Annotated in this window: 18 protein-coding genes; 11 read left to right on the forward strand and 7 right to left on the reverse strand. The window is 65.2% G+C overall.

Going from position 1 to position 14,650, the window contains the following annotated elements; all coding sequences use genetic code 11:
• Positions 1-3 precede the first annotated feature (3 nt).
• Positions 4-357, reverse strand: a complete 354-nt coding sequence (locus VQ065_RS13020) for a RidA family protein (protein WP_003087359.1) — start codon at positions 355-357, stop codon at positions 4-6.
• A gap of 52 nt (positions 358-409) precedes the next feature.
• A complete protein-coding gene (locus VQ065_RS13025) occupies positions 410-1,771 on the reverse strand; it encodes an MFS transporter (protein ID WP_020750793.1) in 1,362 nt (453 codons plus the stop codon).
• Positions 1,772-2,148: 377 nt separating this feature from the next.
• Between VQ065_RS13025 and VQ065_RS13030 the strand changes: the two genes are divergently transcribed.
• On the forward strand, positions 2,149-3,030 hold the full coding sequence (locus VQ065_RS13030; protein WP_003087365.1) for a LysR substrate-binding domain-containing protein: 882 nt from the start codon (positions 2,149-2,151) through the stop codon (positions 3,028-3,030).
• 68 nt (positions 3,031-3,098) lie between these two features.
• On the opposite strand, the gene VQ065_RS13035 is transcribed toward VQ065_RS13030, so the two are convergent.
• On the reverse strand, positions 3,099-3,278 hold the full coding sequence (locus tag VQ065_RS13035) for a PA1571 family protein (RefSeq protein ID WP_003087367.1): 180 nt from the start codon (positions 3,276-3,278) through the stop codon (positions 3,099-3,101).
• Between the two features lie 209 nt (positions 3,279-3,487).
• Between VQ065_RS13035 and VQ065_RS13040 the strand changes: the two genes are divergently transcribed.
• Together VQ065_RS13040 and VQ065_RS13045 are read left to right on the forward strand one after the other, a co-directional pair.
• Positions 3,488-4,633, forward strand: coding sequence for an ATP-NAD kinase family protein (locus VQ065_RS13040; protein WP_003087369.1), 1,146 nt, complete (start codon positions 3,488-3,490; stop codon positions 4,631-4,633).
• Between the two features lie 10 nt (positions 4,634-4,643).
• Positions 4,644-5,240, forward strand: a complete 597-nt coding sequence (locus VQ065_RS13045; protein ID WP_003087371.1) for a DUF1287 domain-containing protein — start codon at positions 4,644-4,646, stop codon at positions 5,238-5,240.
• Positions 5,241-5,352: 112 nt separating this feature from the next.
• On the opposite strand, the gene ppnP is transcribed toward VQ065_RS13045, so the two are convergent.
• On the reverse strand, positions 5,353-5,634 hold the full coding sequence (ppnP, locus tag VQ065_RS13050) for a pyrimidine/purine nucleoside phosphorylase (RefSeq protein ID WP_003087375.1): 282 nt from the start codon (positions 5,632-5,634) through the stop codon (positions 5,353-5,355).
• Between the two features lie 114 nt (positions 5,635-5,748).
• Entirely contained in the window at positions 5,749-6,300 is a 552-nt protein-coding gene (locus tag VQ065_RS13055; RefSeq protein ID WP_003087377.1) for an exonuclease domain-containing protein, read from the reverse strand.
• A 103-nt stretch (positions 6,301-6,403) separates the two neighbouring features.
• Here VQ065_RS13055 and VQ065_RS13060 point away from each other — a divergent pair, with 103 nt between their 5' ends.
• Positions 6,404-7,270 (forward strand): NAD(P)-dependent oxidoreductase, encoded by an 867-nt coding sequence (locus VQ065_RS13060; protein WP_003110964.1) that lies wholly within the window; start codon positions 6,404-6,406, stop codon positions 7,268-7,270.
• Between the two features lie 6 nt (positions 7,271-7,276).
• Here VQ065_RS13060 and VQ065_RS13065 read toward each other — a convergent pair whose 3' ends face one another.
• On the reverse strand, positions 7,277-7,618 hold the full coding sequence (locus tag VQ065_RS13065; RefSeq protein WP_003087393.1) for a DMT family protein: 342 nt from the start codon (positions 7,616-7,618) through the stop codon (positions 7,277-7,279).
• A gap of 112 nt (positions 7,619-7,730) precedes the next feature.
• Here VQ065_RS13065 and VQ065_RS13070 point away from each other — a divergent pair, with 112 nt between their 5' ends.
• The 3 genes from VQ065_RS13070 (at position 7,731) to VQ065_RS13080 (ending at position 9,586) form a co-directional block, all read left to right on the forward strand.
• Positions 7,731-8,486: a hypothetical protein gene (locus tag VQ065_RS13070; protein WP_003087395.1), complete on the forward strand. Its 756-nt coding sequence runs from the start codon at positions 7,731-7,733 to the stop codon at positions 8,484-8,486.
• A 103-nt stretch (positions 8,487-8,589) separates the two neighbouring features.
• Positions 8,590-8,844: a YkgJ family cysteine cluster protein gene (locus VQ065_RS13075; RefSeq protein ID WP_003087397.1), complete on the forward strand. Its 255-nt coding sequence runs from the start codon at positions 8,590-8,592 to the stop codon at positions 8,842-8,844.
• A gap of 133 nt (positions 8,845-8,977) precedes the next feature.
• Entirely contained in the window at positions 8,978-9,586 is a 609-nt protein-coding gene (locus tag VQ065_RS13080) for an START domain-containing protein (RefSeq protein ID WP_003104390.1), read from the forward strand.
• A 114-nt stretch (positions 9,587-9,700) separates the two neighbouring features.
• On the opposite strand, the gene gltA is transcribed toward VQ065_RS13080, so the two are convergent.
• On the reverse strand, positions 9,701-10,987 hold the full coding sequence (gene gltA, locus VQ065_RS13085; protein ID WP_003087400.1) for a citrate synthase: 1,287 nt from the start codon (positions 10,985-10,987) through the stop codon (positions 9,701-9,703).
• Between the two features lie 348 nt (positions 10,988-11,335).
• Here gltA and sdhC point away from each other — a divergent pair, with 348 nt between their 5' ends.
• The 4 genes from sdhC to VQ065_RS13105 are packed head-to-tail and all read left to right on the forward strand — an operon-like array spanning position 11,336 to position 14,579.
• Positions 11,336-11,722 carry a succinate dehydrogenase, cytochrome b556 subunit gene (sdhC, locus tag VQ065_RS13090; protein ID WP_003104388.1) on the forward strand — a complete coding sequence of 129 codons (387 nt, stop codon included), beginning with the start codon at positions 11,336-11,338 and terminating at the stop codon, positions 11,720-11,722.
• Positions 11,716-12,084, forward strand: coding sequence for a succinate dehydrogenase, hydrophobic membrane anchor protein (sdhD, locus tag VQ065_RS13095; protein WP_003104386.1), 369 nt, complete (start codon positions 11,716-11,718; stop codon positions 12,082-12,084). Before sdhC ends, sdhD begins: the two co-directional genes overlap by 7 nt.
• Positions 12,085-12,087: 3 nt before the next feature.
• A complete protein-coding gene (sdhA, locus tag VQ065_RS13100; protein ID WP_003087407.1) occupies positions 12,088-13,860 on the forward strand; it encodes a succinate dehydrogenase flavoprotein subunit in 1,773 nt (590 codons plus the stop codon).
• 11 nt (positions 13,861-13,871) lie between these two features.
• Complete coding sequence (locus VQ065_RS13105) at positions 13,872-14,579, forward strand: succinate dehydrogenase iron-sulfur subunit (protein WP_003087410.1); 708 nt, start codon at positions 13,872-13,874, stop codon at positions 14,577-14,579.
• Positions 14,580-14,650 lie beyond the last annotated feature (71 nt).

Below are 14,650 nucleotides of genomic sequence, written 5' to 3' on the forward strand. Positions count from 1 at the left end.
CTCTCACTGCGGACGGGCGGCGACGACGATCATTTCCACCCGCCAGCGCGGGTCGATCAACTCGGCCAGGCTACAGGCGCGGGTCGGCGCCCGGCCTTCGGGAAACCACTGGTCCCAGACCTGGTTGAGACCGGCGTAGTCCTCGCGGTGGGCGAGCAGGATGCGTACCGAGAGCACCTGGCCGCGGTCGCTGCCGACGCTCTGGAGCAGCCGGTCGATGTTCTCCAGGACCTGGCGGGTCTGGTCCTGGATGTCACCGCTGGGATCGTCGGCGACCTGGCCGCCGATGTAGAGGGTGTTGCCGTGCAGGGCCATTTCGGCCCGGCGTTTGACGACTTCGAAGCGTTCGATATGCATGAGGGTTTCCCTGGCTTGAAAAGACGCTGGTGGCGCGGCGGGCGCGCCGGAGTCAGGAGCGGATCGGGCGGAAGTCCCCCAGGCTGGGGATGTTCCTGTGGCCTTTCACAACACCGTCGGGTCGGCTGTTCCAGTGCGGGAGGAGCACCGCGGTGGCGATCAGGGCGGCGACGGTGAAGCCGATGAACACCGTGTAGGTGTCGAAATAGCCGGGCAGCAGGCCACCGAGGATCGCGCCCACCGAACCGCAGCCATTGACGAAGCCGGAGGCGGTGCCGGCGGCCTCGCCGGTGCCGAAGTCGATGGCGGCGGAGCCGCAGATCATCGAGTCCGGGCCGTACAGGGTCAGTCCCATCATGAACAGCAGGCCGACCACTATCGGAATGCTGCCGGTGGTCATCGCCGGGACGAACAGTGCCAGGCAGACGGTCAGCGCCAGCAGGCTGATCACGCAGGCCGGCATGCGCCGTGCGCCGAACAGCTTATCCGAGGCGAAGCCGATCAGGATCGGGCCGAGCAGGCCAGCCACCTCGAAGGCGGTGGGAACGATCGCCGCGCCGACCTTGCCGAGCGCCGGCATGCGTTCGTAGACGATCACCGGTCCCCACAGGAGGATCGCGTAGCGCGCCGGCTTGAGCAGGAAGTAGGCCAGGCCGAGGCAGAGCACCGTGCGGTTGCGCACCACCTTGGCGAGCACCTGCAGGCTGCCGCCGTTGCCGCCTTCCGGCCTGAAGCCGGCATAGCGCACGGCCTCGCTCGCGACCTGCGGTTCGACGGGTGGATGGCCGACGTCCTCCGGGCGGTTGCGCTGCAACAACAGGAACAGCAGGGCCACGCCGCCGACCACCGCGGCGCTGGAGTAGAACGCCGCGTGCCAGGTACCGAACACGCTGTACGCCCACCAGCCGGCGAACGGCGAGGCGACCAGGCCGCCGAAGGCGTAGCAGGTGCTCCACAGGCCGAGCACCCGACCGCGTTCGTGGGTGGCGAAGAAACTGCCGATGTTCTTGCACAGCCCCGACCAGCCGGTGGACTGCGCCAGTCCCTGGACCACCATGCAAGTGGCGAAGATCGGCAGGGTGGCGAAGGTGCCCATGACCAGCGCGGCCAGTGCGGAGATCAGCAGGCCGCCGAACACCACGATGCGCGGGCCGAAGCGGTCGGCCAGCACGCCCCAGGTGAACTGGCCGACGGCATAGGCGGCGAGGTAGATGGCGTCGAGATCGGCCATCGCCATCTTGTCCAACTGGAAGCCCGGATCTTCGGCGATGCCGAGCTTGGCGACGGAAAAGGCCTTGCGGGTGAAATAGAAGGCGGCGTAGGCCAGCCAGGTGATCGCGAATATCTGCAGGCGCCAGCGCTGGAAGCTGGACACGGGAGAGGACGGCAGCGCCGTCCCGGGACGTTGATTCATGGTTCTGACCTCGATCTTGTTATCGGTGCCGGCAGGTGTGAGGGGAACACGCCTTGTTGTTGTTCTGATGAGCACTTCCGCACCGCCATGTCGCGGTGCTTGGTCAGAGGGATCTGGAGTCGGCTTCACCTCCTGGGTAAGGGTTGCGCATGCCCAGGCAGGGGCTGGCTGCCGAGGCGCTGGCGCGCTGTGGTGAAGGGATGGAAACAATTCCGGATAAATAAATGAAATCGATTTATCAAATTTTAAATATAAGTTTTACTTGTTTGTCCGTAGGCCTGGCGCGGCGTGGGTCGAGGAAGTTGACCGAACGGTCATCCCCGTGTGCGCCGCCCATGGCGCGGAACCCCTTGTCCTGCCTGGAGTGGTGAAGGTCCATGTCGGTATCCCATGCGCAGTTGAAGGCTTTCCATGCGGTCGCCGTGTACGGCAGCTTCACGCGCGCCGCCGAGCGCCTGTTTCTCACCCAGCCGGCGGTTTCCGACCAGGTGCGCAAGCTGGAGGAGCGTTACGGCGTGCTGCTGTTCCACCGTAACAAGCGCTCGGTGCGCCTGAGCGAACTGGGCGAGCGCCTGCTCGCGGTGACCCAGCGGCTGTTCGCGATCGAGGCCGAGGCGGAGGAGCTGTTGTCCGCCTCCAGCGCCCTGCAGACCGGCACCCTGACCCTGGCGGTGGATGCGCCGGTGCACGTATTGCCGCAGATCGCGCGTTTCTGCGAGCGCTATCCGGGTATCGCGGTGCGAGTGGAGACCGGCAATACCGACGAGTCTCTGCAGCGACTGTTCAGCTACCAGGCCGACCTGGCCCTGTTGGGCCGGGACGTCAGCGACGAGCGGTTGATTTCGCTGACCCTGCGCAACGACCCGATCGTCGCCTTCGTTTCGCTCAGCCATCCGTGGGCCGGGCGCGAGTCGATCCGCCTCGCCGATCTCGACGACATGCCGCTGGTGCTGCGCGAGCAGGGCTCGGTGACCCGCCAGACCCTGGAGGAGGAGATGAGCCGCGCCGGCCTGCGGATCCGCCCGGCGATCCAGGTCGAGGGCCGCGAGGCCTCGCGCGAGGCGGTGGTGGCGGGGATCGGCGTGGGGGTGGTGTCGGCCGCGGAGTTCGGCGCCGACACGCGGGTCCATGCGCTGCCCATCGTCGATTGCCAGCGACGCCTGACCGAGACCCTGGTGTGCCTGCGCGAACAGCGTTCGCGGCGGATCGTCGAGACCTTCCTCGACCTGGTCGGCGAGGACCTGCCGGCGCCGAGCTAGGGCGCGGCTTCGCGCAAGCGAAAAAAAGCCCGGCGGATGCCGGGCTTCGAAGTCGTGCTGGCGGGCGCTCAGGCCTGCTTCTGTTCCTGCTCCAGGGACCTGTCCAGTTCGCGGCAGGCGCGCTGGATCATCACCTCGGTGATCGGGATTTCCCGGCCCTGGGCGTCGATGATGGCGCCACCGCTGTGCTGCTGCGTATTGAAGGGGATCACGCGGCGCTTGGCGGTATCGGTGTGTTGCGAATTCATTGCCCGTCTCCTCATCAGGTTTATCGGCAGTCTAGGGAGCGCAGATGAAACCGCCGTGACAAACGGCGGATGTCGTGCCGCTCCAACGCGAAAGCCATGGACCATAGCAATCTTGCAGCCGGCGTGCCAGCTTGCCGGCTACCGCTGGGTTTTTCTGGTTATAGTGGTCCGACCGGTGTGGGCGCCCTGGAGTTCGCCCGAGGATGAGTATGGACATGTTTCGCCTGGGATTGGTGGTCAATCCCTTGGCCGGGCTGGGTGGCCCGGTCGCCTTGAAGGGCAGCGACGGGGTGGCCGCCGAGGCCCTGGCCAGAGGCACCGAACCACGTGCGCTGGAGCGCACCCGGATAGCCCTGGAGTGCCTGTTGCCGCTGGTCGAGAAGATCGAGTTCCTGACCTTTCCCGGGGCCATGGGCGGCGAGTTGCTCGAGCGCATGGGCTTCCGCCATCGCCTGCTCGGCGAGTGGCAGGGAGCGGTCAGCAGCGCGGCGGATACCCGGTTGGCGGTCGAGCGTTTGCAGGAGGCCGGCGTCGCCCTGATCCTGTTCGCCGGTGGTGATGGCACAGCACGGGATGTTGCCGGGGTGGTGCGCGAGCAACAGCCGGTGCTCGGCATTCCGGCCGGGGTGAAGATCCACTCCGGGGTCTATGCCATCAGTCCGCGCGCGGCCGGCGAATTGGCCAGGCGCCTGGTCGAGGGCGGCCTGGTGCGCCTGGCCAGCGGCGAGGTGCGCGACCTCGACGAAGAGGCGCTGCGCGCCGGCCGCGTCGCCGCGCGTTGGTACGGCGAGATGACGGTGCCGGAGGAGGGCCACTTCATGCAGCACGTGAAGCAGGCAGGGATGGAGTCCGAGGAGCTGGTGCTGGTGGACCTCGCCGATTGGCTGGCGGAAAGCTGGGAAGACGGCGTGCGCTATGTGCTCGGACCGGGCTCGACCCTGCATGGCCTGGCGCGCAACCTCGGCCTGGAAACCACCCTGCTGGGCGTCGATGTGCTGGAGAATGGCTCGGTGCTCGCCCGCGACGTCGACGAGGCGAGGCTGTTCGAACTGGTGGACGGTCATCCGGCGTTCCTGCTGGTCACCGCCATCGGCGGCCAGGGCCACGTGATCGGTCGCGGCAACCAGCAGATCAGTCCCCGGGTGTTGCGCGCCATCGGCCTGGAGCGCATGCGGGTGGTCGCCACCAAGCGCAAGCTGGGGACCCTCGGGGGCCGCCCGTTGCTGGTCGACAGCGGCGACCCGGCGCTGGACGACAGCTTCCCGGACGCCATCCGGGTCTGGGCCGGCTACAAGGAAGAACTGCTGTATCCGCTGGGATACGGGAAGGACCAGGACGCGCCCGCGGGCGCCTAGGAGGAAAAGGATGGACAAGGACGTATCCGGCGCGCTGCGCCGCCTGTTGCTGCTCGCCATGCTCGGACTGCCACTGGCGGCGGCCGCTGCGGTCGAACCGCAGCGACTGGTGGATGCGGCGCGTGCCCAGGTGGGCGTGACCCTGGGCTACGACCCGGCCTACCGGCAACTGGACTATCCGGGCGGCGACGTGCCGCTGCAGACCGGGGTCTGCACCGACGTGGTGGTCCGTGCGCTGCGTGGACAGGGGCTGGACCTGCAGAAGGCGGTGCACGAGGACATGCGTCGCCACTTCGCGGCCTACCCGCAGCAATGGGGGATGAAAGGCACCGACCGCAACATCGATCACCGCCGCGTACCGAACCTGATGACCTGGTTCAGCCGCCAGGGCCTGGCACTGACGCCGAGCCGCGACGCCTCCGCCTACCGGGCCGGAGACATAGTCGCCTGGCGCCTGGACAACGGCCTGCTGCATATCGGCGTGCTTTCCGATCGCAGGCTGGAGGGCAGGCCGCTGGTGTTGCACAACATCGGTGCCGGCGTGCGGGAAGAGGACCTGCTGTTCCGCTACCAGGTCATCGGCCACTACCGCTTCCCGCAGGGCTGAATGGGCTAGGCAAGCCGCTCCAGCGGCGGATGAGCGTACCGATCCCTCCGCTGCCGCTGGACGGCGGCCAAGAAAAAACCGGCCTGCGGCCGGTTTTCCTGTCTGCCCGGGCTCAGCGGTATTCGCAGAGGTAGGCGGTGTCCTGGGCGACCTTGAGCTGGAACTTGCTGTTCGCCGGGACGGTGAACTGGCTGCCGCTGGCGTATTCCTGCCACTCGTCGCTGCCCGGCAGCTTGACCGTCAGCGCGCCGGCGACCACATGCATGATCTCCAGCTGGCTGGTGCCGAATTCGTATTCGCCTGCCGCCATCACGCCGATGGTGGCCGGGCCGGCGGTCATGTCGAAGGCGATGGATTTGACGGTGCCGTCGAAGTATTCGTTGACCTTGAACATGGGCTTCTCCTGAAGGGGTGAACAGGCGGGTTTGAAAAGGCCCGCCAGTATGCCCAAGCCTCGGAAAGGCGTCACTAGGCGTCACTAGGCGTCACTAGGCGGCGCGGGCCTCGTTCAATGCTCCACCGGCAATACCAGCGGCAGCAGCCGTGCGGTATTGCGGGCATCCTCCAGGGCGCGGTGCTGCTGGCCCTGGAAACTCATCCCGGCCAGTTGCAGGGCCGCGTTCAGGCCGACCGGGCGGGGCAGCTGGCGGACTTCGCCGAAGCGTTGCTTGAGATTGACGTGCGGCACTTCGCTGAGCTGGCTGGTCAGCCCGTGCTGGCGCCATTCCTGCTCCAGCTGGCGGCGGTCGTAGTCGCCCCAGCTGGCCCAGCCGGCCAGTCGCGGACGATGCTGGGCGAGCCAGCGCTCGAAGGCTTCCCAGACCGTGTCGAGATGGGCGGCGCCATCGACGTTGGCCTGGCTGATATGCGTGAGGTCGCGGCAGAAGTGGGTCAGCAGCGGCCGCCTGACCGGTCGTACGAAACGCTGGAAGTGGTCCAGTTCGCGGGCGTCCGCGGCGGCGACCAGGGTGGCGCCGATCTCGATGATTTCCATTTCCTCCAGGGGCCAGCCGCCTTCCGCGGTAGTGGCCTCCAGATCGATTACCAGCCAGTGAGGCATCGGAGCTATCCATACCAGGGTCCGCGCTGAGTATGGCGGGGCTTCCGGACCTCGGCAAACCGCTGTGCTAGGCTGCGGGATCGGATTTCGAGGAGATGACGGAATGACTGCGGTCGCATTTCTCGGCCTGGGCACGATGGGCTACCCGATGGCCGGGCACCTGCAGCGCGAGGGCTATCACGTCTGCGTCTATAATCGCTCGTCGGCCAAGGCGCTGCGCTGGGTCGAGGAGTACGCCGGACGATACGCCGATACGCCGCGCGAGGCCTGTGCCGGCGCCGAACTGGTGTTCTGCTGCGTCGGTAACGACGACGACCTGCGTGCCGTGGCGCTGGGCGAGCAGGGCGCCTTCGCCGGAATGGCGCCGGGCAGCCTGTTCGTCGACCACACCACCGCTTCGGCGGAAGTCGCCCGCGAGCTGTCGCTGCTGGCTGCCGAGCGTGAGCTGGGCTTTCTCGACGCGCCGGTCTCCGGCGGCCAGGCGGGCGCGGTCAACGGCGCCCTGACGGTGATGGTCGGTGGCGAGGAGGCCTTCTATCGACGCGCCGAACCGCTGCTGCGCAGCTATGCGCGGATGGTCCGGCGAATGGGCGACGTGGGTAGCGGGCAATTGACCAAGATGGTCAACCAGATCTGCGTCGCGGGGCTGCTCCAGGGCTTGGCCGAGGCGCTGCACTTCGCCCAGTGCGCCGGTCTCGACGGCGAGGCGGCGATGCAGGTGATCGGCAAGGGCGCGGCTCAGTCCTGGCAACTGGAAAACCGCCACCAGAGCATGCTGGCCGGAGAGTTCGACTTCGGCTTCGCCGTGGACTGGATGCGCAAGGACCTGTCGATCCTGCTCGCCGAGGCGCGACGCAACGGCGCGCAGTTGCCGGTCACGGCGCTGGTCGACCAGTTCTACGCCGAAGTGCAGGCGATGGGCGGCGGTCGTTGGGATACCTCCAGCCTGATCGCCCGGCTACGTTCGTGACGCGGCTCAGGCGCGGAAGATGAAGTACACCGCGCCGAGCAGGCACAGGCCGGCCCAGAGGTAGTCCAGTTTCAGCGGCTGCTGCATGAAGTAGACGCTGAACGGGACGAAGACCGCCAGGGTGATGACTTCCTGCATGATCTTCAGTTGGCCGACCGAGAGTTCGGTGTAGCCGATGCGGTTGGCCGGCACCTGCAGCAGGTATTCGAACAGCGCGATACCCCAGCTGATCAGGGCGGCGATGATCCAGGGCTTGCTGTTGAGGGTCTTCAGGTGGCCATACCAGGCGAAGGTCATGAACAGGTTGGAGCAGGCTAGCAACAAGGCGGTTTGCAGCCAGACAGGCATGATGGATGGGCTCCGGAGGGCTGGGACGGCGCAGCCTAATTGGCTGCGGCGATAAAACCAAGTGGGCGGGCATCGGTCGGTAGGGGTTGGTGCTCGGAAAAGGATGAAAGGTATGCGGTTGCACAAGCGCTCGCTGGTCTGGGGCCTCGCCTTGAGCGGGCTGGCCGTCGTGCTGGCGGCCGCCTGGTGGGCGAGCCAGGCGTCGCGGGAGCCGGCTCTGTGGAGCGAGCTGCGGGTGCCGCCGGCGTTTGCCATCCCGCGCGATTTCGACCTGGGCGAATACCGCTTGAGCTGGGGCGGCAAGAGCCTCGTCCTGTCAGTGGCGGGTAGCGCCCGGCCGCCGTTGTGGGAGAGCGAGGGCGGTTTTCTCGGGGCCGGGCGGGAAAGCGCCGGTCGTCTGCAGTTGCGCTGCCAGGAGCAGAGCCTGGAGAGCTTCGAACTGGTCGGTCGACGCTTGTCCCTGAAGGGCCACCTGCGCTGCGCCGATGGTCGGCTCAGCGCCTACGAGCTGTCGTTCGAGCCGCGCCAGGGCGGCGTGGAGGTGCGCGTCGCCCTGGCGGACAGCGAGCTGAACCGGGTCGCCCTGTCCTGGCGGCGTGGAGCGGGGGAGCGCTTGTCCGGTATCGTCGATGACGAGGCGGAAGGTCGCTCCTGGGTCTTGCCGGCCGGGGTCGCCGGCTACTGGAGTTCCGCTGGCAACGCCTTCCTCGGCCACTCGACGGCGGCGCAATCCCTCGACCTGCGCGAGCCGGGCCGGGTGCAATGGCGGGCTGCGACCGAGTCGGCCAGGGCCTGGCTGTTCGCTGCCGGCAACCGCGAGCAGTGGCAGCTTCGCAGCGCGCGTCTCGAGGCGGAAACGCGCCGCTGATCCGCCGGGCTTGGCGGCGGCCTGGTCGGTCCGTATTCTTTGCGCCCGTTCCGGACGGCTGTCCTGGCCGCTCCTCTGCCAACTTTCGGGCGAGATCCTTCCCATGCAATGTAGAGCCGGCTGCGGCGCCTGCTGCATAGCACCGTCGATTTCCTCTCCGCTGCCGGGCATGCCGGCCGGCAAGCCCGCGGGCGTACGCTGCCTGCACCTGGACGAAAACCATCTCTGCGGGCTGTTCGGCCGACCGGAGCGACCGGCTGTGTGCGGCCAGTTCGGCGCCGATCCGGAAATCTGCGGCGACAGCCGTGAGCAGGCGCTGGCCCTGATCGCGGAGTGGGAAGTCATCACTGCCGCGTGAACGGGTTGGAAGTCTGGCTGTCTCACGCCATACTGCTGCGCATCCTGCGCCGAAGGCTCAGGATCGCGGCTTGCAGGGCGTCGACCGCCCGGCCGGCGAACCGAAAATAACCATAAAGAGAGGAACAGGAACGATGCGTGGCATTTTGCGTATGACCGTGCTGGCTGCCGCAGTGTTCGGGGTGGCCGGCAATGCGCTGGCCGAAGACTGGAAGCTGGCCAAGGACGAGGACGGCGTGAAGGTCTACCTCAGCAGTGTCCAGGGCTCCAAGTACAAGGCTTATCGCGGCGTTACCGACATCAAGGCCGACGTGGCGACCATCGAGGCGCTGCAGGAGGACGTCAAGGGTTCCTGCAAGTGGATCCATGCCTGCGCCGAGATGAAACTCCTAAAGCAGGAAGGCGCCGACGCCTGGACCTACTCGAAGATCGACATGCCCTGGCCGGTCACCGGTCGCGACGTGGTCATCCATGTCACCACCGAGAAGACCGCGGATGGCACCGTGATCCGTCACCTTAAGGCCGATCCGACCTATATCCCCGAGGAAAAGGGCCAGATCCGCGTGCCCAAGCTGGTCGGCGAGTGGAAGTTGCAGCCGAAGGGGCAGGGCGTGACGGAAGTGACCTACCAGGTGGAAACCGAGCCGGGTGGCAGCATTCCTTCCTGGTTGGCCAACAGCTTCGTGGTCGACGCGCCGCTGAACACCCTCAAGGGCCTGCGTAGCGCCGCCGAGAAGCGCTGAGCGCGCCTTCCTTGCAAAAAGACCGCCTCCGGGGCGGTTTTTTTGTGTCCGGCGGAAAGGGGCGGGCACAAAAAAGGCTGCCGAAGCAGCCTTTCTCGCCGGGCGTGACGGGTTTCAGCCGCGATCCTTGAGGGCGGTGAAGTCGCGCTGGGTGTGGCCGGTATAGAGCTGGCGCGGGCGGCCGATCTTGTAGGGGCCGGAGAGCATTTCCTGCCAGTGCGAGATCCAGCCGACGGTACGCGCCAGGGCGAAGATCACGGTGAACATGCTGGTCGGAATGCCGATCGCCTTGAGGATGATCCCCGAGTAGAAGTCGACGTTCGGGTACAGGTTGCGTTCCACGAAGTAGGGGTCGTGGCGGGCGATTTCTTCCAGCTTCATCGCCAGTTCCAGTTGCGGGTCGTTGATGCCCAGCTCCTGGAGGACCTCGTCGCAGGTCTGCTTCATGACCTTGGCGCGCGGGTCGAAGTTCTTGTAGACACGATGGCCGAAGCCCATCAGCTTGAACGGATCGTTCTTGTCCTTGGCCTTCTCGACGAACTTGTCGATGTTGGACACGTCGCCGATCTCGTCAAGCATGCGCAGCACCGCTTCGTTCGCGCCGCCATGGGCCGGTCCCCACAGGGCGGCGATGCCGGAGGCGATGCAGGCGAACGGATTGGCGCCGGAGGAGCCGGCCAGACGCACCGTGGAGGTGGAGGCGTTCTGCTCGTGGTCGGCGTGGAGAATGAAGATGCGGTCCATGGCCTTGGCCAGCACGGGGCTGATCGGCTTGGTCTCGCAGGGGGTGTTGAACATCATGTGCAGGAAGTTTTCCGCGTAGTTCAGGTCGTTACGCGGATACATCATCGGCTCGCCCTTGGAGTACTTGTACACCATGGCGGCGATGGTCGGCATCTTGGCGATCAGGCGATGCGCGGAGACTTCGCGATGCTTCGGGTTATTGATGTCCAGGGAGTCGTGGTAGAAGGCCGAGAGGGCGCCGATCACGCCGCACATCACGGCCATCGGATGGGCGTCGCGGCGGAAGCCGTTGAAGAAGGTCTTCAGCTGCTCGTGAACCATGGTGTGGTTCTTGATGGTGCCGACGAACTGTTCCTTCTGCGCGGCGGTGGGCAGCTCGCCGTTCAGCAGCAGGTAGCAGGTTTCCAGGTAGTCGGATTTCTCCGCCAGTTGCTCGATGGGGTAGCCGCGATGGAGGAGGACGCCTTTGTCGCCGTCGATATAGGTGATCTTCGACTCGCAGGAGGCGGTCGACATGAAGCCAGGATCGAAGGTGAAGTGGCCCGTGGCGGTGAGGCCCCGTACATCCACTACATCGGGACCCATGGTACCGGATAGGACGGGCAGTTCGACGGGGGCTGAGCCCTCGATGATCAACTGCGCTTTTTTGTCAGCCATGATGGCCTCCTATTTATGCTTGAAATCATCAGTACCCCCCACGCAGGGCCCGCACCACTATAGAGGGATAAATTCGAAAGTCAATTTGCGCGAATCCATGCCGTAGAGCCTTTCGTTGCGGGGTTTTCGCAGAAAAAGGGGGCTATTTACGCCTTTTATAAAAGGCCCGCAATCAACCATTTGGCGATGGGTGTTTTCGTTGTCATTAGTAGCCTAACTGTCTATACTCGGCGTCCGACCGCAAGGGGTATTCCTGGCCCGCTTTCATAGACGGTCGCCACTCCCTGGTGATGGGTACCTGACAAGTGCACTTCCCGACAACTAGCCCTGTTCGTTAGGGCTCTCAGTGTGAAAAAAGCCGTGAATAGCAAACGACCTGTAAACCTAGACCTAAGGACCATCAAACTCCCTGTCACCGCTTACACGTCCATTCTCCACCGTATCTCTGGCGTCATCCTGTTCCTCGGTATTGCCGTGCTGCTGTTCGCGCTCGACAAGTCGCTGAGTTCGGAAGAAGGCTTCGAGCAGGTGAAGGCGTGCCTGACCAGTCCCCTGGCCAAGCTGGTGATCTGGGGCCTGCTGTCTGCGCTGCTGTACCACCTGGTGGCCGGTGTTCGCCACCTGGTCATGGACGCTGGCGTCGGCGAGACGCTGGAAGGCGGTAAGCGTGGCTCCAAAATCGTCATCGCCATCGCGGTGGTGCTGATCGTTCTGGCGGGGGTATGGGTATGGTAACTAACGTCACAAACTTCTCGCGCTCCGGCCTCTACGACTGGATGGCTCAGCGCGTTTCCGCGGTCGTTCTCGCGGCTTATGTCATTTTCCTGCTGGGCTACCTCATTGCTCACCCCAACATTTCCTACGCGGACTGGCACGGCCTGTTCTCGCAGGGTTGGATGCGCATCTTCAGCCTGTTGACCCTGGTTGCCCTGAGCGTCCATGCGTGGGTCGGTATGTGGACCATCTCCACCGACTACCTGACTTCGATGGCTCTCGGCAAGGCGGCGACAGTCGTGCGTTTCCTCTTCCAGGCGGTTTGCGGCATGGCGATGTTCGCATTCTTCGTCTGGGGTGTGCAGATTCTTTGGGGTATGTGATCCATGGCTAGCATTCGTACACTTTCCTTTGACGCCATCATCGTCGGTGGCGGTGGCGCCGGCATGCGTGCCGCGCTGCAACTGGCCCAGGGCGGCCACAAGACCGCCGTGGTGACCAAGGTCTTCCCGACCCGTTCCCACACCGTATCCGCACAGGGCGGCATCACCTGCGCCATCGCTTCGGCCGACCCGAACGACGATTGGCGTTGGCACATGTACGACACCGTCAAGGGCTCCGACTACATCGGTGACCAGGACGCGATCGAATACATGTGTTCCGTCGGCCCCGAGGCCGTGTTCGAGCTCGAGCACATGGGCCTGCCGTTCTCCCGTACCGAAACCGGCCGCATCTACCAGCGTCCGTTCGGCGGCCAGTCCAAGGACTTCGGCAAGGGTGGCCAGGCCGCCCGTACCTGCGCCGCCGCCGACCGTACCGGCCACGCGCTGCTGCACACCCTGTACCAGGCCAACCTGAAGAATGGCACCTCGTTCCTCAACGAGTGGTACGCGGTCGACCTGGTGAAGAACCAGGACGGCGCGGTGGTCGGCATCATCGCCATCTGCATCGAGACCGGCGAGACCGTCTACATCCGTTCCAAGGCCGTGGTCCTGGCCACTGGCGGTGCCGGCCGTATCTACGCCTCCACCACCAATGCGCTGATCAACACCGGTGATGGCGTGGGCATGGCCCTGCGTGCCGGCGTGCCGGTGCAGGACATCGAGATGTGGCAGTTCCACCCGACCGGCATCGCCGGCGCCGGTGTACTGGTCACCGAAGGTTGCCGCGGCGAAGGCGGTTACCTGATCAACGCCCACGGCGAGCGCTTCATGGAGCGTTATGCGCCGAACGCGAAGGACCTGGCCGGCCGCGACGTGGTCGCCCGTTCCATGGTCAAGGAAGTCCTGGCCGGCAACGGCGTGGGCCCGAACAAGGACCACGTGCTGCTGAAGCTCGACCACCTCGGCGAGGAAGTCCTGCACAGCCGCCTGCCTGGCATCTGCGAACTGTCCAAGACCTTCGCCCACGTCGACCCGGTCGTCGCGCCGATCCCGGTGATCCCGACCTGCCACTATATGATGGGCGGCGTTGCCACCAACATCCATGGCCAGGCCATCACCCAGGACGCCAACGGCAACGACCAGATCGTCGAAGGCCTGTTCGCCGTGGGCGAAGTGGCCTGCGTATCGGTACACGGCGCCAACCGCCTGGGCGGCAACTCGCTGCTCGATCTGGTGGTATTCGGCCGTGCCGCCGGTCTGCACCTGGAAAAAGCGCTGAAAGAGGGCATCGACGCCCGCGGCGCTTCCGAGAGCGACCTGGAAGCCTCCTTCAAGCGCCTGAACGGCGTGAACGAGCGCACCAGCGGCGAAGAAGTCGCTCCGCTCAAGCGCGAGCTGCAAAGCTGCATGCAGAACTACTTCGGTGTGTTCCGCACCGGCGAGTACATGCAGAAGGGCATCGCCCAGCTGGCCGACCTGCGCGAGCGTATCGCCAACGTCAAGATCAACGACAAGAGCCAGGCATTCAACACCGCGCGCATCGAAGCGCTGGAACTGCAAAACCTCCTCGAGGTGGCCGAGGCCACCGCGATCGCGGCCGAGCACCGCAAGGAGTCCCGTGGCGCCCACGCCCGTGAAGACTTCGAGGAGCGCGACGACGAGAACTGGCTGTGCCACACCCTGTACTTCCCGGGTGAGAAGCGCGTATCCAAGCGTTCCGTCAACTTCGCGCCGAAGACCGTTCCGGCATTCGAACCCAAGGTTCGGACTTACTAAGGGTGCCCGCCATGTTGCAAGTGAGTGTTTATCGTTACAACCCCGACAAAGATGCTGCGCCGTACATGCAGGATTTCCAGGTCGACACCAACGGCAAGGACGTGATGGTCCTCGACGTGCTGGCGCTGATCAAGGAACAGGACGAGGGCTTCTCCTACCGTCGTTCCTGCCGTGAAGGCGTCTGCGGCTCCGATGGCATGAACATCAACGGCAAGAACGGCCTGGCCTGCATCACCCCGCTGTCGGCCGCCGGCCTGAAGGGCGGCAAGCTGGTGATCCGTCCGCTGCCTGGCCTGCCGGTCATTCGTGACCTGGTCGTGGACATGAGCATCTTCTACAAGCAATACGAGAAGGTGAAGCCGTTCCTGCAGAACGATACGCCGGCCCCGGCCATCGAGCGTCTGCAGACCCCGGAAGAGCGCGAGAAGCTGGACGGTCTGTACGAGTGCATCCTGTGCGCCTGCTGCTCGACCTCCTGCCCGTCCTTCTGGTGGAACCCCGACAAGTTCCTCGGTCCGGCCGCACTGCTGCAAGCCTATCGTTTCCTGGCCGACAGCCGTGACACCAAGACCGAAGAGCGCCTGGCTTCGCTGGACGACCCGTTCAGTGTGTTCCGCTGCCGCGGAATCATGAACTGCGTGAACGTTTGCCCGAAGGGTCTGAACCCGACCAAGGCGATCGGCCACGTGCGTAATATGCTGCTGCAGAGCGGAACCTGATCCTCTCGCAGTTGTTATATGAGTTGTACCTAGCAACACCTGTGGCGCCGGAGTTCTTCCGGCGTCGCAGC

Source organism: Pseudomonas sp. KBN10P06128, from assembly GCF_037574945.1.
Taxonomy (GTDB): Bacteria; Pseudomonadota; Gammaproteobacteria; order Pseudomonadales; family Pseudomonadaceae; genus Pseudomonas; species Pseudomonas aeruginosa.